The following is a 20654-nucleotide window of genomic DNA, read 5'->3' as shown; positions in this document are numbered from 1 at the left end:
ACGTTAGTATGCCCCATTTATAAAGGAGTTAGATAGTCATGACACAAAACACAACACTGCGTCCGATCACACCGGAGTACGATCCTTGGGAAGCGTACATGGATGTCGACCAGTATGGAGATATGAAACTGACGAACGTTGAATTCACAACGACGACTTTGTGCAATATGAGATGCGAGCACTGCGCCGTCGGGTACACGCTCCAGCCGAAAGACCCGAATGCGCTGCCGATCGACCTTTTATTAAAGCGGCTTGATGAAATTCCTCTGTTACGCTCTATCAGCATTACGGGCGGCGAACCGATGCTTTCGCTGAAATCGGTAAAGGAATACGTCGTCCCGCTTTTAAAATATGCGCATGAACGCGGCGTCCGTACACAGATCAATTCAAACCTGACGCTTGATATCGGGCGCTACGAACGGATTATTCCTTATTTGGACGTTCTTCACATTTCTCACAACTGGGGAACGGTCGAGGACTTTGCCGACATCGGATTTGCGATGATGGAGAAGAAACCGACATTTGAACAGCGGGCGCGCTATTTTGACAAAATGATTGAAAACAGCCGCACGCTTGTCGAAGCAGGCGTAATGGTTTCAGCGGAAACGATGCTGAACAAACGGACGCTGCCGCATATTGAACATATTCACCGGCAGATTACGGAAGAAATGAAATGCCAGCGGCACGAAGTCCATCCGATGTATCCGAGTGATTTCGCCAGCGCGCTTGAATCACTCAGCCTGACGGACATGAGACAGGCTATTCATCATCTGCTCGACATTCGCGATGAAGAGACATGGATGCTGTTCGGTACGCTCCCGTTTTACGCATGCAGCCCTGATGAAGAAGACCAGAAGCTCCTCCGCCGCCTGCGGGAAGCAAAAAACGTTACGGTGCGAAACGACCCTGACGGCCGCTCCCGCCTGAATGTCAACATTTTTGACGGAAATATCATTGTCACGGATTTCGGCGATACACCGCCGCTCGGCAATATTAAAACAGACAGCCTTCCTGAAGCATATGACAAGTGGAGACAGACGAAGCTGAGCAAAGAGCTGAACTGCCGCTGCACAAACGTCCGGTGCCTCGGCCCGAACGTCCTTGTCAAAAACAGTTATTATCAGGATACGGATTTTTCATTACGAAAAGCCAGAGGTTAACAGAAGATGGAAACGACAATTACGGACATTTTGAAAAGCAAAGTGGTTGAGATCATCATCGTCGCTCTCGTGCTTTACGCCGGTGTTTTTTTGATCAACCGCTTTGTCCAGGTGTTATTTAAACGCACGGATTTCTTAGAGGAACGGAAAGGGAAAACGATTGAAAGCCTCGTCCGGTCCATCACCCAGTATACGGCGACGATCGGTTTTATCTTTTACGTCATTTCTTTATTCGTTCATGATTTCGGCCGAATTTTAGCCGGGGCGGGTGTTGCCGGTATCGTCATCGGTTTCGGCGCACAGTCGTTAATCAAGGACATATTGGCCGGTGTCTTTTTGATATACGAACGCCAGCTTCATAAAGGCGATTACGTGACGATTAACAATCTGTTCAACGGCACAGTCGAAGAAATCGGACTCCGTTCCCTCCAGATCCGTGAGTGGACCGGCAAGCTGCTTACCATTTCAAACGGTGAGGTCAGACAGCTTCAAAACTATAACATTGATTTTATGCGGATTACCGAATCCGTCGTGATCAGTTACAAGGAAGATCCCGAGCGGGTATATGCCGTCTTAGAAAAAGCCTGCGACATGCTCAATGATGAGCTTCGCGATTCACTGAAGCGGGATGAATTTCTCAATGCGACGGAGCCGTTTCAAGTACATGGAATTATGAGCCTGAACAAATTGACAAGAGGCATAGAATTTACTGTCAAAGGCATGGTTCAAGACACAGAATACTTCTCGGCGAGCCTTGCGGTGAGACGCGTTCTTGCCCGGGAGCTGTACAACAACAATGTGCAATTGCTTGAGGAAATGTATCACACACAAAAAAGCTGATTCCCGAACCGGAATCAGCTTTTTTTATTTATCTCGGCTGCGCTGTCATTTGAAAACCGAATGTGACGTGATCCTGCACCGGAATCCAAGCCCCGATTCCTTGCGAAGTCACATTTTTGACGACAAGTTTCCGCTTGCTGCCTTTCAGCACCAAATACACTTCACCGTATGTTACTTTTCCTTTTTCATTAACGGCCGGAGCGTAGGCGTGCAGGTAGCCGAGCCGCTGCGGAGAAATTTTGTAGGTTTGATCGCGTTTTGTGCCTGCGCCGATAACCGTTTCAAACGCGAGCGGCAGTTTTGTTTTCTTCATCGCTTTTTGCATCATCATGCTTTTTACGTCTTCTGCGTTCGGCACCTTCGCAGTGAGCCCGCCTTTGATTTTGTATTGCTGTTCTTGGGCGTATGAGATAACCGCGGTTTGCTGCCCGCCCCGGTTATCCGCTCTGTTCGTATTGATTTTTTTATATTCCCAGTTGGCGACCGTTTCGTTCGATTGATAGCCGAGCGCCCATTTCCCGAGAAATATTGTCGCCCGGTATCCGATGGCAAGCGGTGAACCGGAAACCGAGGATTCATTCAGCATCTTTATCAGATGCGGATTTTCGATGTTGATCTCGGATGTATCTAACAATTCCTTTGCCAGTTTGCTCGGCTGAAGCATCGGCTGATCCTGTGAAGCATTCGGATACGTATTTTCCTTTGAAATGCTTACGACAGAGTTGGGAACTTTAAACGGTTTTTTTGCATCGGCAGACGGCGTTGCGAAAAAACTAAAGGATAACAGCAGAATCAGTGTGGCATGAAACAGCTTTCTCATCATATCACTCTTTCTATAGCATTTTCCTTTAGTCTTTTCCTCCGCAATCGTTGTTATCCGCATTTTTTACAGGTTAAAGCAGGAAAAAACCGATCGCCATGATGACATAAGCGGCAAGGAGCGTAGCCCCCTCAAACCAGTTCGAATCACCGTCATTTGAAATCATCGTCATCAAAAGGACGGATGAGATCATCGCGACAAGCTCGGGCAATGTGAATACAAGCGGCATATTGACCGGAAAAAAGATGGAACAGATCACAAGAACCGGAGCCACAAACATGGCGATCTGCAAAGTCGAGCCTACCGCGATTTCAACGGCGACATCCATCTTGTCTTTGTACGCCATAATAATCGCCGACGCATGCTCTGCGGCATTTCCGACGATCGCGACGATAATCACCCCGATAAACAGCTCGCTCCAGCCGAACTGTTCAGCCACCGCATGAAACGTATGGACAAGGTTTTCAGATATGTAGGCGACGATAATGGTTGAAATAAATAAGACGGCTGTCGCTCTTTTCCCCGACCACTCAGGCTGCTCCTCTTCTACCTTTGCCTCCGGCTGATTCGGCTGATAAACACCGCGGTGGGTGACGAGCTTGAAATAAAGAGCCGCCACGTACAAAAGGATCATGATGATGCTGATGCCGACACTCAAATCAAGCTTGTTTTTTTCCCCCATATCCATGGAAAACACTTCGGGAATGACAAAAGCTACGATAATGGCAAAAATCAGCAGGCCGGAATTATGCCGGGCATCATGAATATTGAATTCCTGCCGCTTGTATTTCAAACCGCCGATAAAAAACGACAATCCCGCGACGAGCAGAAGATTGCCGAGCACCGAACCGGTCAGTGAAGCAAGCACGATGCCCGTCAGCCCTTCTTTTAAGGCGAAAAGCGATATAATCAGCTCTACCGCATTGCCGAACGTGGCATTCAGCAGACCGCCGATCCGCGGTCCCGCGATAATGGCAAGAGATTCAGTCGCTCTCCCCATATAACTTGCAAGCGCAATAATCGTCAAGCAATAAATAATAAACAAAACCGCTGACGGCCAGTGCATCAGGCCGCCGATGACTGAAAGCGGCACTCCCGCCGCAGCCGTAAAGAAAAAAATCCGATTCATATCTGCCTGGCTCCTTTTTTCGAATGAGTCTTTTTATATCCTTCTCAAAAACTCCCTCAATTACACTTCCGCGGCAGCCCGAATTGGCATTTTCAGGTTGCCGGACGCGACAAATCCGTGTACGATCAAGAAAGATACTGAAGAAGGAGAAATACGCGATGTCACGACTGTACTTCTATTTTGGTTCTGCTTGTTTCCATCTCCGGATTTTCCCAAGGCATGCTTCTGCCGGTGATCTCCGTCATTTTTGAAACGAACGGGGAATCAGCAGCCATAAACGGACTTCACGCAACCGGCCTTTATATCGGCGTGCTTCTGGCGTCGCCGTTTATGGAGGCCCCGCTGCGCAAGCTCGGGTTCAAACCTCTGATGGTCATGGGCGGATTTCTTGTTATCATCAGCTTATTCAGTTTTATTTGGCTTCAATCCATATGGTTATGGTTTTTTCTTCGGCTCTTTATCGGAATCGGGGATCATATGCTGCATTTTTCAACCCAAACGTGGGTGACGTCAAAGTCAACGCCCCGAAACAGAGGAAGAAACATTTCGCTGTACGGACTGTCCTTCGGGCTCGGATTCGCTGTCGGCCCGTTCATGGTCCCTCTTGTGAAAACAAGTCCGTCCCTTCCGTTCATCGTATCCGGCTGTATCAGTCTTGCCGCCTGGCTGTTTGTATTTGTCTTACGTAATGAGTACCCGGCGCAAGGTCCGGATGAAACATCCGGGGACAATAGCGCAAAACGGTTTTACCGCGCCCTTCTTTTCGGCTGGGTCGCTTTTCTCCCGGCTTTCGGGTACGGTTTTTTAGAAACGGCGCTGAACGGAAGCTTTCCCGTGTACGCCCTGCGTTTAGGCATATCAGTCGATGCCGTCGCGCTGATATTGCCCGCTTTTGCCATCGGAAGTATTGTATTCCAGTTCCCTCTCGGTTTATTAAGCGATCGATTCGGGAGAAAACGTGTCCTGCTCGTCATCTTATTAACGGGTGCCCTTTGCTTTTTGACGGCCGGACTGTTTCCGTCGCCTTCTGTCATCGGCTGCTGCTTTTTCACGGCGGGAATGGCGGTCGGCAGTATGTTTTCTCTCGGCATCAGCTATATGAGCGACCTGCTGCCGTCCCATCTGCTGCCGGCGGGCAATCTGCTCTGCGGCATTTCCTTCAGCCTCGGCAGCATGATCGGCCCGGTGGCGGGCGGCTGGTATATGCAGCGGTTTGAAAGCGCCAATTTGTTTTACTTTATTACGGTGATTCTGGTCTGTATTTGGCTTGCGCTCGTCTTCGGGAAAACAAAGCACAGTCCCGCATCCGAATCCCATTCTTTTCCGGCCTCATAAAAAAAGCCGCCTGATCTAAGTCAGGCGGCTTCTTTCTAGTGGTATCCGTTCTGCCCGTTAGCGCTTCCGCTTGTTTTATTCTTCGGGCCGTTTTTTGAATTTTGTTTATTATGGCTTCCGCCTTTTTTCGTATGCTTGGTCATAGCCGATTCCCTCCGTTTTTCAGCTTGAACGTCATCCGTTCCTCTATAGCTTGCTCCCGCGGTACGGATTTTCATCAGGAAGCTTTTTACGTTTATGTAAAAGCGCGTTGATTTCTCCTCCTAAAATCAGCAGTGTTCCCGTAAGGTAAAACCAGATCATAAGGACGATAATTCCCCCGATGCTCCCGTATGTGGCGCTGTAGTTGGCAAAGGTGCCGACGTAAAATGAGAACAGCATACTGACGATAATCCAGCCGGCTGCCGCAAATACGGCTCCCGGCAGGACAAAACGGAGGGAAAGCCTTTTATTCGGCGCGAAAATGTAAAGCGCGGTAAACACGATTAACAGGATAAGCGGACTGATACCCCAGCGGACAACCGACCACACCTGCAAAAACAGGCCGGAAGCGCCGATGAAATCTGCGGCCAGCATTCCGATTTCTCTGCCGAACACCGGCAGAAGCAGTGCGATTAAAATCGTAACCACCATCGCGATGGTTAAAAAAATTGAGGTCAGGCGAATGATGATAAATGAGCGGTTTTCCTCGACTTCGTAGGCATGGTTAAATGCTCTGACAATCGCGTTCATGCCATTCGAAGCCGACCAGATGACGGCGATAATCCCGAATGACAAAAGCCCGCCGCTGCGCTTGTTCAGCGTTTGCTCCGTTATGGATTTCACCATAGACATGGCGCTGTCGGGCGCGTATTGATCGACCGCCCCGAGCACGTCTTCTGCCGATATGGGAAGATAGGCGGTGAGCGTCAGCATGAAAATCATCAACGGAAACAATGACAGCAGGAAAAAATACGCCAGCTCCGCCGATTTACTTTGTCCTTCATGCAGTGAAAACCTTGCAAACAGCTCTTTTATAAAACCCATGACATCCCACCTCAATGATCGTTTTTCGAAAAATGCTCCTTCGTTTCTTTTAACAGGTCAATGACCTGCGGCGTCGTCTGCTTCAGCTTGGTGATCTGCCCGTTTAAAAAACTCAGATCTTCCGATACGGTATTGGCGATGATTTTCACTTGATCAAGTTTTGCGGAAGCCTGCTGTTTCAGGGCTTCAGGATGTTTTCGGTAAAATGCCGCACGGCGCCTGCACGCGTCCATGTTCCGGAAACATCCCTCTCTCGTGGGCTTATGTAATAAGGACAGTGCTCCGCCGGCGGCAGCGCCGATCAGAATCGCTTTTGCCATGATGCGTGTCTGCTTCATCGGTCAATCCCCCTTATAAGTGATGGTCTTTCTTTATTGTCTCCAGCAAATGACGGCACCCGGACTCGACCAAAGCGTACACCTCGCTGAAATTCCCGGTATAATACGGATCGGGCACGTCCGCAAGGTCCGACTCCGGTACATAATCAAGCAGCCTTGCAATACGCGGCGCCGCTTTTTTATAACCGGCCATGCTGCGCAGATGTCCGATATTTTCTGCATCCATCGCAATGACGTAATCAAAATCGGTCAGATCAGACTCACGGACCTGCCTCGCCGTGATGCCGCTTGCGCTGATCCCTTTCTTCTTTAGGATCTCCTTTGTCCCTTCATGCGGCGGATTTCCCGCATGCCAGGCGCCGATTCCCGCTGAATCAATGTTAATCTGCCCGTTCAGCCCGTTTTTCTTCACCATATCAGAAAATACCGCCTCTGCCATAGGCGACCGGCAAATATTTCCCAGACAGACAAACAGCACATGTATCATATCAATAACCTCCCTATTCTTTCCCCGCATTTTGAGGATCAAAAACCTTATCATCATCTTAGCAACTTTTCTGCGGCTGTGGAAATAAGCTTTTATTCTAAATGAATTCTGTTAGAATAAAGGGTACGAAAACGGTCATGAAAGGATGCATGAATTTGCCGAGCCAACAAACAGAAACGTTAAACAAAATGATTGAAGACATTTCGCAAAAGCTCAACATGCTCAATGTCGGTGTCATCAGAGCGGAAGATTTCAGTGATGAAAAAATAGAAGATCTTACATACCTTCATCAAATGGTGATGAAAAAAGCATCATTCAGCCCGAGTGAAATGCAGGCCATTGCCGAGGAGCTCGCCTCTCTCAGAAAATAAACCCATGTCAGACCTGCCGAAAAACGGCGGGTCTTTTTTGATTTAAAAAAGTAAAAAATAAAAGTTCATCGGTTTGACACATATAAAAAGAAGGAGTATAGTAACTGTGAACTTGGTAGAACGATATACTAAATGAGCGGGCCGCTTATCTTTTTTTATTTAGTAGAACGATATACTCATTGTGATATCAGCGTTATTCAAGTTTGTCTCAGCAGCCGTTTTATCAAACAGTTTTCAAAGAAAGGCAGTGGTTCAATAAAGGGGAATGGATCTGCGCTTATCAATTTAAAAAATAATTTAATTCTTTATTAACCGCATTAGGGGATGTCATCATGAAAAACATATACACCAAAATGGCAGCGGGTCTTTATATTAACTATTTCCTGCTGGGCATGATCAATATTATTATCGCATCCAATATGGAGGCATTATCAAAACAGCTTCATACATCCGCAGCCGGGGTCAGCTATTTGGTCTCCGCCATCGGGATCGGAAAGCTGATTTCGCTTCTGTTTGCCGGGAAGCTTTCGGATACATTCGGGAGACGGCCGTTTATCGTGTCGGGCGCCTTTCTGTATCTGATTTTCCTAATCGGAATTCCGCTTTCGACAAACTACACGGCCGCGTTTATCTTCGCCATTTTCGCCGGGATCGCCAATTCCTTTTTGGATTCCGGGACATATCCGGCGCTTATTGAAGGATTTCCGAAAAACGCAAGCTCTGCAACCGTGTTAATCAAAGCGTTTGTATCCATCGGTGCGACGGTGCTTCCGTTTTTTATCGCGTTTATTGCGGACAGGCATTTGTTTTACGGCTGGACGTTTTTCGTACCGGGCATTATTTTCTTCCTGAACGGCTTTTTCCTGTTAAAAGTTCCGTTTCCGAATCATAAGCAAAAAGAAGACGGCGGCCGGACGGAAGCCTCTCCGTCTGATGACGCGTTCACATCACAGCCGTCGATATGGCGCGAAGGTCTTGCGATCATTCTGTTAGGCTTTTCATCTACGGCGCTGTTTATGCTCGTTCAAGTATGGCTTCCTAAGTTCGGGCAAACCGTTTTGGGCATGCCTGAGGTGCAGGCCGTCAAATTGTTGAGCTATTACAGCATCGGGGCGCTTGTATCCGTATTATTGCTGGCTGTGCTGTTAAACAGAGTGATTCAGCCGATTACGGTAATGGTGCTGTACCCTGTGATCGCGGCAATCGCGCTGCTTGCTCTGATTTTCATTCATCAGCCGGCCGTATCGGTCATCAGCTCCTTTGTCATCGGACTTTCAACTGCGGGCATTCTGCAATTGGCGATGACGGTTATGGCTGTTTTATTCCCTAAAAATAAAGGTACGATCACATCTTTTGTTAATATAGCATCAAGCTTATCTTTTATTGTCATTCCGCTTGTAACGGGAGCGATATCCAAAGCGGCCGGCCTGACGCCTGTTTTTCTGCTTGATATCGGAATTGCGGCCGTCAGCGCCCTTCTCGCATTGTTTATCGGAATCCGCTTTAAGCAAGTGATGAAAGCCTGACTATTTTTTAAGGGAGAGGATTTATCATGCAATCTATCACGATCAGAAACACGGTCATCGGCGAAGGGCTTCCGAAGATCATTGTGCCGCTGATGGCGGCCGGAGAGAAAGAACTGCTCGAAGAAATTGAAGCCGTCAACAGGCTTCGCCCGGATATCATTGAGTGGCGGGCGGATGTGTACGAGCACGTTGACAGCCTGAACGCCGTAAAAAGCATGCTTGAAAAGCTGCGGAAAGCCGCAGGCGCAACACCGCTGCTTTTCACATTCAGAACTCATAAAGAAGGCGGAAATAAAGTTATTGATGATCGCTTTTACATTGAATTGCTTAAAACCGCCATCGAAACAAAACACATTGACCTTGTGGACGTTGAGTTGTTTACGGGAGAAGCGGAAGTCAAATCAATTGTGAAAACCGCTGAAGACAACGGCGTATATGTCGTCATGTCCAATCATGATTTTCATCAGACACCGAAAAAAGAAGAAATCATTTCCCGGCTGCGGAACATGCAGGCGTACGGCGCGCACATTCCGAAAATCGCGGTGATGCCGCAAAGCACTGAAGATGTTTTCGTCTTATTGGATGCCACTCACACGATGAAAACACAATACGCGGACCGGCCGATCATCACAATGTCAATGGCGGGGACAGGCCTGATCAGCCGCCTGGCCGGCGAAGTCTTCGGCTCAGCGTGCACGTTCGGAGCGGGCAAAGAAGCATCAGCGCCCGGACAGATTCCCGTTGAAGAATTGCGCAGCGTACTCAGCATTTTAAATAAACATATGTAATCAGCGTTTTTCTGCCCTCAAAGCGGGATGAAAAACAAATGAATGGACTTACGGAGGAATACATCATGAAGAAAGAATTAGGACGGATTAACGGAAAAACTCAGCTTATCGGATTATTCGCGACACCGATCGGACACTCTTTATCTCCGGCGATGCACAACCTGGCGTTTAAAAAATTAGGATTGAACTACGCTTACCTCGCGTTTGAAGTCGGCAATGAACAGCTGGAAGATGTGGTAACGGGAATGCGCGCCTTAAACGTCAGAGGATTCAATGTCTCGATGCCGAACAAGATGAACATTCTCCCTTACCTCGATGAACTCGCGGATTCAGCGAAATTCACCGGCGCGGTGAATACAGTCGTTAATGAAAACGGCAAACTGATCGGACACTCCACTGACGGTATGGGATACGTCCGCAACTTAAAAGAACACGGCATCAATATCACAGGCAAAAAAATGACGCTGGTCGGTTCCGGCGGGGCCGCCACTCCGATAGCGATTCAATCCGCATTGGAAGGCCTCGGAGAAATCTCTATTTTCGCCCGCAATGACGCGTTTTTCGAAAAAGCGGAAGAAAACGTCCGCATCATCAATGAAGAAATGAAGGGATCTTCTTGCAAAGCGAAAGTCTTCCCGCTCGAAGATCAAGATGCGCTGCGTGCTGAAATCGCTTCAAGCGATATTTTCACAAACGGAACGGGTGTCGGTATGAAACCGCTTGAAGGCTTGAGCGTCATTGAAGATACATCCATGCTCCGTCCTGATTTGATTGTGACAGACGTCGTTTACAACCCCGTGACGTCGAAATTGCTTGAACAAGCTCAAGCGGCCGGCTGCAACACCATTAACGGCCTCGGCATGATGCTTTGGCAGGGCGCCATGGCGTTTGAATATTGGACAGGCCGTGAAATGCCGGTTCAGTATATTAAAGAGCAAATGTTTGAATAACCTATTGTGACAGAAGCGCCGAAGGACAATCCGTCTTCCGGCGCTTTATCATTTTCTCCCCCTCTCTCTTTCTTCTCAGCCTCCAAAACGCTTATAATGGATGTAACGAATAAAAACCAAGTGAGGAATGCGACGTATGAAACAGCAAAAAAAACGCCGGGTGACATTGCAGCAGGTCGCTGAGCATGCCGGCGTCTCAACATCCACCGCTTCATTAATTGTCCGCAATAATCCCCGAATTTCCGAAGCGACCCGTGAGAAAGTGCTGCAATCCATGCGGGAGCTGGGGTACGTATATGATCGGGTTGCCGCGAATTTACGATCACAGACGTCCACAACGGTAGGATTGATTATCACTGACATTTCCAATACGTTTTTCTCAGAGTTTCTGATCGGCGTTCAGAATACGCTTGAGGAAGTCGGATTAACGGTGCTGTTAGGCACGACATTTGATTCCGTCGCCAAGCAGGAGCAGCTGATCTCGACCATGCTGGAGCACAGGGTAGGCGGATTGATTTTGTGTCCGGTTTCAGGTACGGCTGAGGAAACCCTTTCCCGCCTTGAGCAGCTTGACATTCCGGTCGTGCTCGCCGTCAGGGAGATTGCCGATGCCGACTGTGATTTTGTCGGAGCCGATTATGAGGAAGGCACCTATAAGGCAGTGCGTCATTTCATTGAGAAAGGCCATCAGGAGATTGCGTTTCTGGGCGGCGTGAAGCACTCGTCAACATGGACGAAACGTATGAAAGGGTTTAAAAAAGCGCTCCGTGAAGCGGATCTGGAAGTAAAAAATGACTATGTCATTGACAGCACGCCGACCCGCGAAGCAGGCTGTGAAGCCGTGACGGAGCTCCTCCGCCGGTCTGAGCGCCCGACCGCGATTTTCTGCTTCAGTGATTTGGTCGCGTTCGGCGTCATGCAAGGGATCAGAAAAGCCGGGCTCATTCCGGGCGAAGATATTGACATTGTCGGCTTTGATAACGTGCCGGAAGCTGAAATTTCTTATCCCCCGCTTACAACCGTTTCTTCCTTTCCGCGGCAGTCGGGAAAAGAAGCGGCTCAATTGCTGCATCATAAAATCACCAATTCCCAGCACAAAAAACAACGCATTATTCTGGCGCCTGAGCTGGTCATCCGGGAATCTTCACAAAAAAAGCGGAACGCCTGATACGGCGCTCCGCTTTTATATTACGCAAGCAGTTTTAATGATTCGCGGTTGAATGCCGGAATGTCATCCGGTGTGCGGCTTGTGACCAGCTGGTTCTGACAGACGACAACTTCTTCATCCACCACATTCGCGCCCGCGTTTTCCATGTCGATTCGGATAGAAGTAAATCCTGTCGCTTTGCGCCCGTCCAATGCTTTCGCGTTGATAAGAAGCTGAGGTCCGTGGCAGATGGCGAACACCGGTTTTTTATCATCCATAAACGCTTTGGCAAATTGGACGAAACGGTCATCCGCACGCAGCATGTCAGGAGAGAATCCGCCCGGGATCAGCAATGCGTCAAAGTCTTTCGGATTCACATCATCGATGGACGCGTCCACTTTCACTTCCGCTTCCCCTTGTTTGCCTTTGACTGTTTTTCCTTTTTCCTGTTCAATTACGGTTAATTCATGACCTGCATCTTTAAAAGCTTTCGCAGGTTCAGTATACTCGACATCCTCAAAATAATCCGTTAATACAACTGCAATTTTTTTACCCATAGTTACTACCTCCTGCTTGATGAAGTCTACATAAATCTATGTACCCCAGCCACACTAACATCAAACATAGGTAACGCGTTTGCCGCTCATCCGTTTTACATAGGTCATTATCCTCATTTTTCATCTTTTTACAAGAATCATCATGAAATCTATATGAACTTTCACAAAATATTCTTACAATGGTACTGCATGACAAAATTTGTTGAAAGGTGGAGAACAGGTGAGAATACAGAAAAGACGATGCAGCGTCAATATGACACTCCGTATTCTGCTGCCCCTAGTTATGATACTTAGTCTAATCCTCCCAACATCACCCATTAAAGCAGAAGAAAACAAATCCTCCAGTGTGAATCTCAGCATTTTAGCCACAACTGACGTTCACGCTAACATGATGGACTACGATTACTACAGCGACAAACCGACAACGGAATTCGGGCTGGCCAGAACGGCTCAGCTTATTGAGAAGCACAGGCGCGAAAACCCGAATACGCTGCTTGTCGATAACGGAGACCTGATTCAGGGGAATCCCCTCGGAGAATACGCCGTAAAATATGAGAAAAATGATATCATTTCAGGCGCAAAGACCCATCCGATCATTGAAGTGATGAACAGTCTGCATTATGACGCAGGAACACTCGGCAATCATGAATTTAATTACGGGCTTGAATTTCTGGACGGGACAATCAAAGGCGCTGATTATCCGATCGTCAACGCCAATGTGAAAACATTAAGCGGCGAAAACCGTTATACGCCTTATGTCATAAAAGACAAAACCGTCACGGATGAAAAAGGCGGCAAGCATCAGATAAAAGTCGGCTACATCGGCTTTGTTCCTCCCCAAATCATGACGTGGGATAAGAAAAATCTCGAAGGCCACGTTCAGGTCGAAGACATTGTGGAATCCGCAAAGAAAACCGTTCCGAAAATGAAAGCTGAAGGAGCCGATATCGTCATCGCCCTCGCCCACAGCGGCATCGAAAAAAAAGCGCAGTCTTCCGGAGCGGAAAACGCCGTTTTTGACCTGGCAACGAAAGTCGCCGGAATTGACGCGATCGTATCCGGCCATCAGCACGGGCTTTTCCCTGATGCCGAATACAAAGGCGCTGATCAATTCGACGTCGATAAAGGCACGATTAACGGCATCCCCGTTGTTATGTCAAGCAGCTGGGGCAAATATGCGGGCGTCATCGACCTCCGGCTTAAAAAAACAGACAGCGCGTGGCATGTGGAAGATGCAAAAGGCAGCATCGAGCCGATTGCCGGCAATGTGACGTCGGAAAACGAAACCGTCGTCAATACCGTCAAAAAAGCGCACGAAGGCACTTTGAAATACATCAGAGAACCCGTCGGCCAGACAAAAGCCGATATCAACAGTTTCTTCGCCCAAGTCAAAGATGATCCGTCCATTCAAATCGTAACGGATGCGCAAAAATGGTACGCCGAAAATAAGATGAAGGATACGGAATACAAAGATCTGCCTATCCTCTCGGCGGGCGCCCCGTTTAAAGCCGGCGGGCGGAACGGCTCAAACTACTATACAAACATTTCCGCAGGCGACCTCGCCATCAAAAATATCGGCGATTTGTACCTGTATGACAACACGGTTCAGATCGTCAAGCTGAACGGAAGCGAAGTGAAGGACTGGCTCGAAATGTCCGCGGGGCAATTTAATCAGATCGATCAGGCAAAAGGCGGCAGCCAAGCGCTTTTAAATGATGCCTACCGCTCATACAATTTTGATGTCATTGACGGTGTCACCTATCAGGTCGATGTCACAAAACCGGCGAAATACAACGAAAACGGAACAGTCATTCATCCCGATGCAAGCCGGATCGTCAACCTTTCTTATCAAGGAAAGCCCGTCAGCGCCAAGCAGGAATTTCTGATCGTCACAAATAATTACCGCGCTTCAGGCGGCGGAGGATTCCCTCACTTAAGCAATGATAAAATCGTATATTCATCAGCCGATGAGAACAGGCAGGTCTTAATGGATTACATCATACAGCAGAAAACGATTAATCCGCAGGCTGATCATAACTGGTCCATCCTTCCGGTCAAAGGGACAAACCTGACATTTGAATCTTCCTTGGCCGCAAAGCCGTTTGCCGACCGCGCAGATGACGTCGCCTATATCGGTGAATCACAAAACGCGGGCTACGGACAGTACAAGCTCCAATTCAAAGATGATGAACCGGGCACAGATCCGCCGAAAGATGATGCATGGAAACTCACCGTTATGCATACAAACGACACGCACGCCCACCTTGATAACGCGGCGAGGCGGATGACGAAAATCAAGAAAATCAGAAGCGAAACCGACCGCAGCATTTTACTGGATGCGGGAGACGTTTTTTCAGGCGATCTCTATTTCACAAAGTGGCAGGGGCTGGCTGATTTAAAATTGATGAACAGCATGGGCTACGACGCAATGACCTTCGGAAATCATGAGTTTGATAAAGGACCGGGTGCTCTCGCCAGCTTCCTGAGCGGTAACGGGAGCGCGGCTGACCCGTCCGGAAAATACGATTTCCAAGCGCCTGACTTCCCGCTCGTCAGCTCAAATGTCGATGTGTCCAAAGAGTCAAAACTCAGACCATTCATGAAAAAAGCAGACACATTTACGGCAGGGAAAAAGAAAAAAGCAGGCATCTATCCATATATTCTGCTTGATGTAAACGGAGAAAAAGTCGCCGTATTCGGCTTAACGACAGAAGATACGTCCGTCACATCAAGCCCGGGAAAAAGCATTGTCTTTCATGATGCCTTCCAATCCGCACAAGATACGGTAAAAGAAATAAAGAACAAAGAACATGTCAATAAAATTATCGCCCTGACCCATATCGGGCATCAGCGTGATCTCGATCTTGCCAAAAAAGTAAAAGGCATCGACTTAATCGTCGGCGGACATACGCATACGCTTGTAGATAAAATGGAAATTGTTAAAAACGAAGAGCCGACCATCGTCGCTCAGGCAAAAGAATACGGCGAATATTTAGGCCGTGTCGATGTCGCATTTGACAAAAACGGCGTCGTTCTGCCGGAACAATCCTCTCTTCAAGCGCTGCCGGTGAACGAGCAGACGAAAGAAGACCCGGGTCTGAAAAAAGAGCTTGATCCGTTTAAAAAAGAGCTCGTCTCAGTCAAAAATGAAAAAGTCGGCTCAACGAAGGTCGCACTTGACGGCCAGCGCGAGCATGTCCGCTCCAAAGAAACCAATCTCGGAAACTTCATCGCGGACGGCATGCTGCAAAAAGCGAAGGAAGCGGCCGGCGCCCAAATCGCGATCACAAACGGGGGCGGCATCCGCGCGGGCATTGATAAAGGAGACATCACACTCGGCGATGTGCTGAATGTAATGCCGTTCGGCAACACGCTTTACGTCGCGGATTTAACCGGCAAACAGATCAAACAAGCCTTGGAACAAGGGTTAAGCGGAATTGAGGCTCAAGGCGGCGCCTTCCCTCAAGTTGCCGGTTTAACATACACGTTTACACTGAATAAAAAGCCGGGACACCGCGTTCTTCAAGCTGCGGCCGTACAGGATGACGGCAGCGTAAAGCCGATTTCTGATAAGAAGACATACAGAGTCGCCACCAGTAACTTTGTCGGTGAAGGCGGAGACGGATATTCCGTCTTTAACGAAGCGTCCCATAAAGAAGACCTTGGCTTTGTCGACTATGAGGTCTTCACCGAGCAGCTTGAAAAAGCGGGAAAAGCGGTGGAACCGAAAGTTGACGGCCGCGCGCAGGAAGTGTACCTGCCGACGAAACAAAAAAACGGTTCGTGGACGCTTGAAGATGACAGCGCATTTGCCGTTTATGCCAAAAACGCCAACACGCCGATCGTGTATTACGATAAGAATGACGGCGCCAAAAAGCCGATTGATCTCAGCGTGACAAAAAAACAAATCAGCCTGTTAAAGGACAGAACATCGGATTCTTCCCTTACGATCCTGCATGACAAGTTCAGCATGAAAATGCCGATGGCAAACGCTGCTTCAGCTGATACACGATTCGGCGTGACGCCGAAAGGAAAAGTAAGCGGGGCGCTTTCAAATGTATACGACTTTACAATGAAGCAGAAAAACAAAGACATCAAAACATTCAAAGCGCCGGTAAAGCTCACCCTGCGCATTGAGAATACGAAAAAGGCGAAACAGCCCGGCATTTACCATGTAGACCGGAAAAAGAACGTCTATACAAAAACAGACAACGGTTCGGTTTCACACGATCTCGTCACGGGCTATACAAATCATTTCAGTGAATACACCATATTAAACGCAAACACGAAGAGCGCGCCGCCGACAAGCGGAGACCACGGCTCCGGAAAGCAGCCAAGCGGACAAAAACCGTCATCCGGCCCTGCACAGGACGGGGTATCGCCGGGCGGCCTGCTTCCTGATACGGCCACGACGATGTATTCCATCCTTCTTGCCGGGTTACTCATCAGCGCGCTCGGAACGGCACTGTATCTGCATCAAAGAAGAAAAGCAAAAAAAGTGAACGAAGCATAAAAAGACCGCTTTTATCGTGCGGTTCATCCCAAGAGCTCTCCTGATCTGAAATCAGGGGAGCTTTTTCTCTCGGTCCCCTTCTGAGTCGACAGCCGTACGGCCGAATGATAAAATATGACCGTTATTCGCGAAAGACTGCATCCGCATCGTTTAACACTTCACGGCAGGGCCTCTCTTTCACACGGCGCCGCCTGTTTGGAGGACTTTTTTTGAAGATAACAGGAAACAAACGAAACCGCATGTCTTACAAGAAAAAGCTGTTTTACGTGATAACAGCGCTCTGTTTTATCAGCTCGCTCATTTTCGTCACTCACAACGCTTCTTTTTATGAGCGGCCGATTGCCAAAGTGACGAAAACAACATTGGAACATCAGTCTGACGTACAGGACATGCATAAAAACAAAGATAAGATTTTCAGTCAGACGATCACTGCCCGACTTGAAAACGGCAGTCAGAAAGGACAGCTCATTCATTTGTCCAATCAGTATTCATCATCCGGAGCGAATGATCAGAAATATTCGATTGGCGATGAAGTATTCGTTTCTATTGATAAAGGGAAACCATCAAACAAGGATATATCGGGAAGCATTATAGATAAAAAACGGGATAAACAGCTTTTGCTGATCGCTTGGGTTTTCATCTTCACCTTGCTTATCGTCGGAAAAAAACAAGGCTTCTTTTCGATCGTCAGCCTGATGTTTAATGCCGTTTTACTGTCGTTTGCATTAGATTTGTACAGGAAGCATCCTAATATAGGGTTAATTTTCATCTGCGGTATCTGTATTCTCATCTTTACTGTTATCTCATTGCTGCTTGTCAGCGGTTTTCACGCGAAAACATACGCCGCCATTGCCGCGACGCTCGCAGGCACTTTCGTTTCCCTGCTGATTACGTATCTGGTGATGCTGGCAACCGGAGAGAAAGGTCTCAGATATGAGGAAATGCAGTATTTAACCCGCCCTTATCACACGGTGTTCATGGCCGGGGTATTTATCGGATCACTGGGAGCGGTCATGGATGTAGCCATTACCATGACATCATCTGTCTTCGGATTATATGAAGAAAACAAGGGTATCTCATTACAAGCTCTCAGACGTTCCGGGATGGAGATCGGAAAAGACATCATGGGGGCGATGACCAATATTCTGTTTTTTGCTTATATAAGCGGCTCTATTCCGATGATGCTTTTGTATTTGAAAAATGATTCCCCGATAGGATTCACTCTTTCTATGAACATTTCCTTGGAAATAGCCAGAGCATTGGCCGGAGGGATCGGAATCGTATTAGCCATACCCGCCAGTCTGTATGCTTCTATCTTTTTTATTAAACGAAAGAAGGCAAGCTCATGAATGTCATCGTAATTCTCGCGGCGATTTTATTTCTATTAATGGTCATCATCGGCGGAAAAAAAGGAGCGAGGTCTTTTATTGCGTTATTCTTAAATTTCGGAGTTCTCTTTCTCACCATCATTTTCATGACAGACCCGCATATCAATCCGATTGTTTTAACATTGCTCTCTTCCGCCGTGATCTGCAGCATTACTCTTTTTTATATTAATGGAGGAAACGTCAAAACCGTAACCGCCTTTATTTCTGCAATGCTGACGATTGTACTGCTGCTGTTTTTTATTATGTCCGTAACAAAACATACTTCGATTCAGGGATTCGGTGAAGAAGAATTGGGTGATATCGGCATATTCACACTGTTTGTCGGGGTGGATTTTGTGAAGGTTACCGCAGCCATGATCATCATGGGCACGATTGGGGCGATTACCGATGTCGCGATTTCCATTACTTCACCCATGCGGGAAATTTACAGTCATAATCCGTCCATGAGCAGAAAAGATCTGTACACATTCGGATTAAGCATCGGGAGAGATATTTTAGGAACGAATACGAATACGTTATTCTTTGCTTTTTTCGGCAGCTATTTGGCTTTAATTATCTGGTTTAAAGACTTATCATACTCAGCTGAAAAAATAGTGAACTCAAAAGTATTCAGTGCGGAAGCCGTCACCATTCTTTGCGCCGGAATCGGGATCGGCATCATCATTCCCGTTACGTCCTGGATCACCGCCTGTTTTTTAGCAAAACCAAATAAACGTTAAAAGCTGCCGGGACACGCCCGGCAGCTTTTTTTATCTTATACCCACTTTACAACGTCTTTTGAGGCAGATCTTGTTTTCGGGCGCGGGTCTCTGACACGGTAGCCGAATGCGGCCATAACAGAGATGTCGAAACTTCCGTTTTCCAGAAGTCCTTCTTCTTCAAGAATCCGGTGAATTTCTTTGTAGTTGAAGCCTTCTACAGGGCAGGAGTCGATTCCGATCTGCGCAGCGGCTGTCATCATATTGCCGAGGGCGATGTAAGTCTGTTTGGATGCCCAGTCAAACAGCGCGCGATCTGATTCAAGCAGATTGAAATCATTTTTCTGGAAGTCTTCCGTTTTGCTGATATAGCCTTCATACATATCTTCCGGCATTTTTTTGACTTCCCGCAAGTGATTTTTGACATAGTCGGCGTCAAAACGGATATCCTTTGCCGTCCGGGCAAGCAGAAGTACGAAATGGCTTGCGGTCGGCAGCTGCTTTTGCGCGCCCCATGTGAACTCGCGGAGTTTTTCACGAAGCTCCGGATTTTGAACGACGACAAATTTCCAAGGCTCCAAACCGAGCGAGCTTGGCGATAATCTTCCCGTTTCTAAAATGAATTCAAAATCGCTTTCTGAAATTTTTTTCTCAGGATCAAATTCCTTTGTGGCGTGTCTGAATTGATACGCTTCGATGATCTGCTGTTTTTTATCTGACATTGGTGATCTCTCCTTTTCAATCGTTATGTACTATTGTAGCCATTATTTTTGAAAGTACCAGTACGCACATTTTTGTTGGATAGTATTCATTTTGATACTGACAAAAAAAATGGGCTGCCGCGGCAGTCCGTTTTTATTTTTCTCTTCTCGCAAAGTCGACGAAACGGAATTTATCGAGCCTGTGCCGGCTTTCCGTGTACTGAAAGAGGCTGGTATCCTCCAAAAAGACGCTGTTTTTCACGACCGCCATATGGCTGAATCCGCCAAGATCCAAATACTTCCGGTCCTCTTCCCCCGCCGGCTCCACGACAATTTCCTTTTGCGCGTAGCTGATGGACAAGCCGAGCTCTCCTTCGAGATACTCATAGATCGAATCTTCACAAATCGCCTTTGTCAATAGAGGCACGTGTTTTTTCACAAAGTAATCCTTGTCCAAAATAATATGTTCTCCGTCAATCCGTCTTGATCTGACGACTTCCCACACCTTTTCATCCGCTTCTGTACCAAGCTCTTTTGCGGCTTCTGAGGGAGGCAGGATCAGCCCGAGACGGTGAACCGTCGTTCTCGTCTCTTTTCCGAGCGTTTCCGAAAGCTCTTTGAAGCTGATCAGGCCTGAGACGGGAAAACGCATTTTTTCTCTGTCTAATATGACGGAGCCTTTGCCTTTGATTTTCTGGATGTAGCCGTTTTGCGCCAGCATATTGAGCGCTTTGCGGACGGTTTCTCGTGATGTGCCGTATTGATCGCACAAATCATTTTCAGACGGAAGAACGTCTTCAGCCTTCCGCTGGCCGCTTTCGATCTGCCGCACCATATCTTTATAGATTGTGATGTATTTATTCACTTTCATTTGACCACC

Annotated in this window: 18 protein-coding genes and 1 pseudogene; 11 read left to right on the top strand and 8 right to left on the bottom strand. The window is 47.7% G+C overall.

Features of this window, described 5'->3' with window-relative positions; translation table 11 throughout:
• Positions 1–38: 38 nt before the first annotated feature.
• Together yfkAB and ACWHAR_RS17855 are read left to right on the top strand one after the other, a co-directional pair.
• Positions 39–1160, top strand: a complete 1122-nt coding sequence (gene yfkAB / locus ACWHAR_RS17860) for a radical SAM/CxCxxxxC motif protein YfkAB (RefSeq protein WP_032872324.1) — start codon at positions 39–41, stop codon at positions 1158–1160.
• Positions 1161–1166: 6 nt separating this feature from the next.
• Positions 1167–2000, top strand: coding sequence for a mechanosensitive ion channel family protein (locus tag ACWHAR_RS17855; RefSeq protein WP_007408513.1), 834 nt, complete (start codon positions 1167–1169; stop codon positions 1998–2000).
• 28 nt (positions 2001–2028) lie between these two features.
• Here the strand turns inward: ACWHAR_RS17855 and ACWHAR_RS17850 are convergent, their stop codons facing one another.
• Complete coding sequence (locus ACWHAR_RS17850) at positions 2029–2823, bottom strand: YfkD famly protein (RefSeq protein WP_087920754.1); 795 nt, start codon at positions 2821–2823, stop codon at positions 2029–2031.
• Between the two features lie 70 nt (positions 2824–2893).
• Entirely contained in the window at positions 2894–3949 is a 1056-nt protein-coding gene (cax, locus tag ACWHAR_RS17845) for a calcium/proton exchanger (protein WP_007610064.1), read from the bottom strand.
• 158 nt (positions 3950–4107) lie between these two features.
• Here cax and ACWHAR_RS17840 point away from each other — a divergent pair.
• Positions 4108–5284: pseudogene (locus ACWHAR_RS17840) on the top strand (MFS transporter).
• Between the two features lie 186 nt (positions 5285–5470).
• Here the strand turns inward: ACWHAR_RS17840 and ACWHAR_RS17835 are convergent.
• The 3 genes from ACWHAR_RS17835 to ACWHAR_RS17825 are packed head-to-tail and all read right to left on the bottom strand — an operon-like array spanning position 5471 to position 7135.
• Positions 5471–6310, bottom strand: a complete 840-nt coding sequence (locus tag ACWHAR_RS17835) for a YihY family inner membrane protein (RefSeq protein WP_032872320.1) — start codon at positions 6308–6310, stop codon at positions 5471–5473.
• Positions 6311–6321: 11 nt separating this feature from the next.
• Positions 6322–6648 (bottom strand): hypothetical protein, encoded by a 327-nt coding sequence (locus ACWHAR_RS17830; protein WP_032872318.1) that lies wholly within the window; start codon positions 6646–6648, stop codon positions 6322–6324.
• A gap of 13 nt (positions 6649–6661) precedes the next feature.
• A complete protein-coding gene (locus ACWHAR_RS17825) occupies positions 6662–7135 on the bottom strand; it encodes a low molecular weight protein-tyrosine-phosphatase (RefSeq protein WP_012117078.1) in 474 nt (157 codons plus the stop codon).
• A 155-nt stretch (positions 7136–7290) separates the two neighbouring features.
• Between ACWHAR_RS17825 and ACWHAR_RS17820 the strand changes: the two genes are divergently transcribed.
• The 5 genes from ACWHAR_RS17820 (at position 7291) to ACWHAR_RS17800 (ending at position 11938) form a co-directional block, all read left to right on the top strand.
• Positions 7291–7506: a DUF1128 domain-containing protein gene (locus ACWHAR_RS17820; protein ID WP_003155571.1), complete on the top strand. Its 216-nt coding sequence runs from the start codon at positions 7291–7293 to the stop codon at positions 7504–7506.
• A 332-nt stretch (positions 7507–7838) separates the two neighbouring features.
• Positions 7839–9032, top strand: coding sequence for an MFS transporter (locus tag ACWHAR_RS17815; RefSeq protein WP_007408506.1), 1194 nt, complete (start codon positions 7839–7841; stop codon positions 9030–9032).
• A gap of 26 nt (positions 9033–9058) precedes the next feature.
• Positions 9059–9820 carry a type I 3-dehydroquinate dehydratase gene (aroD, locus tag ACWHAR_RS17810; RefSeq protein ID WP_032872316.1) on the top strand — a complete coding sequence of 254 codons (762 nt, stop codon included), beginning with the start codon at positions 9059–9061 and terminating at the stop codon, positions 9818–9820.
• 65 nt (positions 9821–9885) lie between these two features.
• Positions 9886–10770 carry a shikimate dehydrogenase gene (locus tag ACWHAR_RS17805; RefSeq protein ID WP_032872314.1) on the top strand — a complete coding sequence of 295 codons (885 nt, stop codon included), beginning with the start codon at positions 9886–9888 and terminating at the stop codon, positions 10768–10770.
• Positions 10771–10906: 136 nt separating this feature from the next.
• Positions 10907–11938 (top strand): LacI family DNA-binding transcriptional regulator, encoded by a 1032-nt coding sequence (locus tag ACWHAR_RS17800; RefSeq protein WP_032872311.1) that lies wholly within the window; start codon positions 10907–10909, stop codon positions 11936–11938.
• A 20-nt stretch (positions 11939–11958) separates the two neighbouring features.
• On the opposite strand, the gene ACWHAR_RS17795 is transcribed toward ACWHAR_RS17800, so the two are convergent.
• Entirely contained in the window at positions 11959–12474 is a 516-nt protein-coding gene (locus tag ACWHAR_RS17795) for a type 1 glutamine amidotransferase domain-containing protein (RefSeq protein ID WP_003155578.1), read from the bottom strand.
• Between the two features lie 220 nt (positions 12475–12694).
• Between ACWHAR_RS17795 and ACWHAR_RS17790 the strand changes: the two genes are divergently transcribed.
• The 3 genes from ACWHAR_RS17790 (at position 12695) to ACWHAR_RS17780 (ending at position 19094) form a co-directional block, all read left to right on the top strand.
• Entirely contained in the window at positions 12695–16987 is a 4293-nt protein-coding gene (locus ACWHAR_RS17790) for a multifunctional 2',3'-cyclic-nucleotide 2'-phosphodiesterase/3'-nucleotidase/5'-nucleotidase (RefSeq protein ID WP_087920753.1), read from the top strand.
• A gap of 209 nt (positions 16988–17196) precedes the next feature.
• Complete coding sequence (locus ACWHAR_RS17785; RefSeq protein WP_032872307.1) at positions 17197–18336, top strand: YibE/F family protein; 1140 nt, start codon at positions 17197–17199, stop codon at positions 18334–18336.
• Positions 18333–19094, top strand: a complete 762-nt coding sequence (locus tag ACWHAR_RS17780) for a YibE/F family protein (RefSeq protein WP_007408500.1) — start codon at positions 18333–18335, stop codon at positions 19092–19094. Before ACWHAR_RS17785 ends, ACWHAR_RS17780 begins: the two co-directional genes overlap by 4 nt.
• Positions 19095–19129: 35 nt before the next feature.
• On the opposite strand, the gene ACWHAR_RS17775 is transcribed toward ACWHAR_RS17780, so the two are convergent.
• Positions 19130–19795: an NAD(P)H-dependent oxidoreductase gene (locus tag ACWHAR_RS17775; RefSeq protein ID WP_029974056.1), complete on the bottom strand. Its 666-nt coding sequence runs from the start codon at positions 19793–19795 to the stop codon at positions 19130–19132.
• Positions 19796–19928: 133 nt separating this feature from the next.
• Positions 19929–20645: a trehalose operon repressor gene (gene treR, locus ACWHAR_RS17770; protein WP_032872305.1), complete on the bottom strand. Its 717-nt coding sequence runs from the start codon at positions 20643–20645 to the stop codon at positions 19929–19931.
• Positions 20646–20654 lie beyond the last annotated feature (9 nt).

This window comes from Bacillus sp. LR--39 (assembly GCF_053613335.1).
This window is presented reverse-complemented; position numbering and strand designations above follow the sequence as displayed.

What these genes read in the sequence shown, in the direction of transcription:
- yfkAB (WP_032872324.1), top strand. Translation starts at nt 39, where the DNA reads ATGACACAAAACACAACACTGCGTCCGATCACACCGGAGTACGATCCT.
- ACWHAR_RS17855 (WP_007408513.1), top strand. Translation starts at nt 1,167, where the DNA reads ATGGAAACGACAATTACGGACATTTTGAAAAGCAAAGTGGTTGAGATC.
- ACWHAR_RS17850 (WP_087920754.1), bottom strand. Translation starts at nt 2,823, where the DNA reads ATGATGAGAAAGCTGTTTCATGCCACACTGATTCTGCTGTTATCCTTT.
- cax (WP_007610064.1), bottom strand. Translation starts at nt 3,949, where the DNA reads ATGAATCGGATTTTTTTCTTTACGGCTGCGGCGGGAGTGCCGCTTTCA.
- ACWHAR_RS17835 (WP_032872320.1), bottom strand. Translation starts at nt 6,310, where the DNA reads ATGGGTTTTATAAAAGAGCTGTTTGCAAGGTTTTCACTGCATGAAGGA.
- ACWHAR_RS17830 (WP_032872318.1), bottom strand. Translation starts at nt 6,648, where the DNA reads ATGAAGCAGACACGCATCATGGCAAAAGCGATTCTGATCGGCGCTGCC.
- ACWHAR_RS17825 (WP_012117078.1), bottom strand. Translation starts at nt 7,135, where the DNA reads ATGATACATGTGCTGTTTGTCTGTCTGGGAAATATTTGCCGGTCGCCT.
- ACWHAR_RS17815 (WP_007408506.1), top strand. Translation starts at nt 7,839, where the DNA reads ATGAAAAACATATACACCAAAATGGCAGCGGGTCTTTATATTAACTAT.
- aroD (WP_032872316.1), top strand. Translation starts at nt 9,059, where the DNA reads ATGCAATCTATCACGATCAGAAACACGGTCATCGGCGAAGGGCTTCCG.
- ACWHAR_RS17805 (WP_032872314.1), top strand. Translation starts at nt 9,886, where the DNA reads ATGAAGAAAGAATTAGGACGGATTAACGGAAAAACTCAGCTTATCGGA.
- ACWHAR_RS17800 (WP_032872311.1), top strand. Translation starts at nt 10,907, where the DNA reads ATGAAACAGCAAAAAAAACGCCGGGTGACATTGCAGCAGGTCGCTGAG.
- ACWHAR_RS17795 (WP_003155578.1), bottom strand. Translation starts at nt 12,474, where the DNA reads ATGGGTAAAAAAATTGCAGTTGTATTAACGGATTATTTTGAGGATGTC.
- ACWHAR_RS17780 (WP_007408500.1), top strand. Translation starts at nt 18,333, where the DNA reads ATGAATGTCATCGTAATTCTCGCGGCGATTTTATTTCTATTAATGGTC.
- ACWHAR_RS17775 (WP_029974056.1), bottom strand. Translation starts at nt 19,795, where the DNA reads ATGTCAGATAAAAAACAGCAGATCATCGAAGCGTATCAATTCAGACAC.
- treR (WP_032872305.1), bottom strand. Translation starts at nt 20,645, where the DNA reads ATGAAAGTGAATAAATACATCACAATCTATAAAGATATGGTGCGGCAG.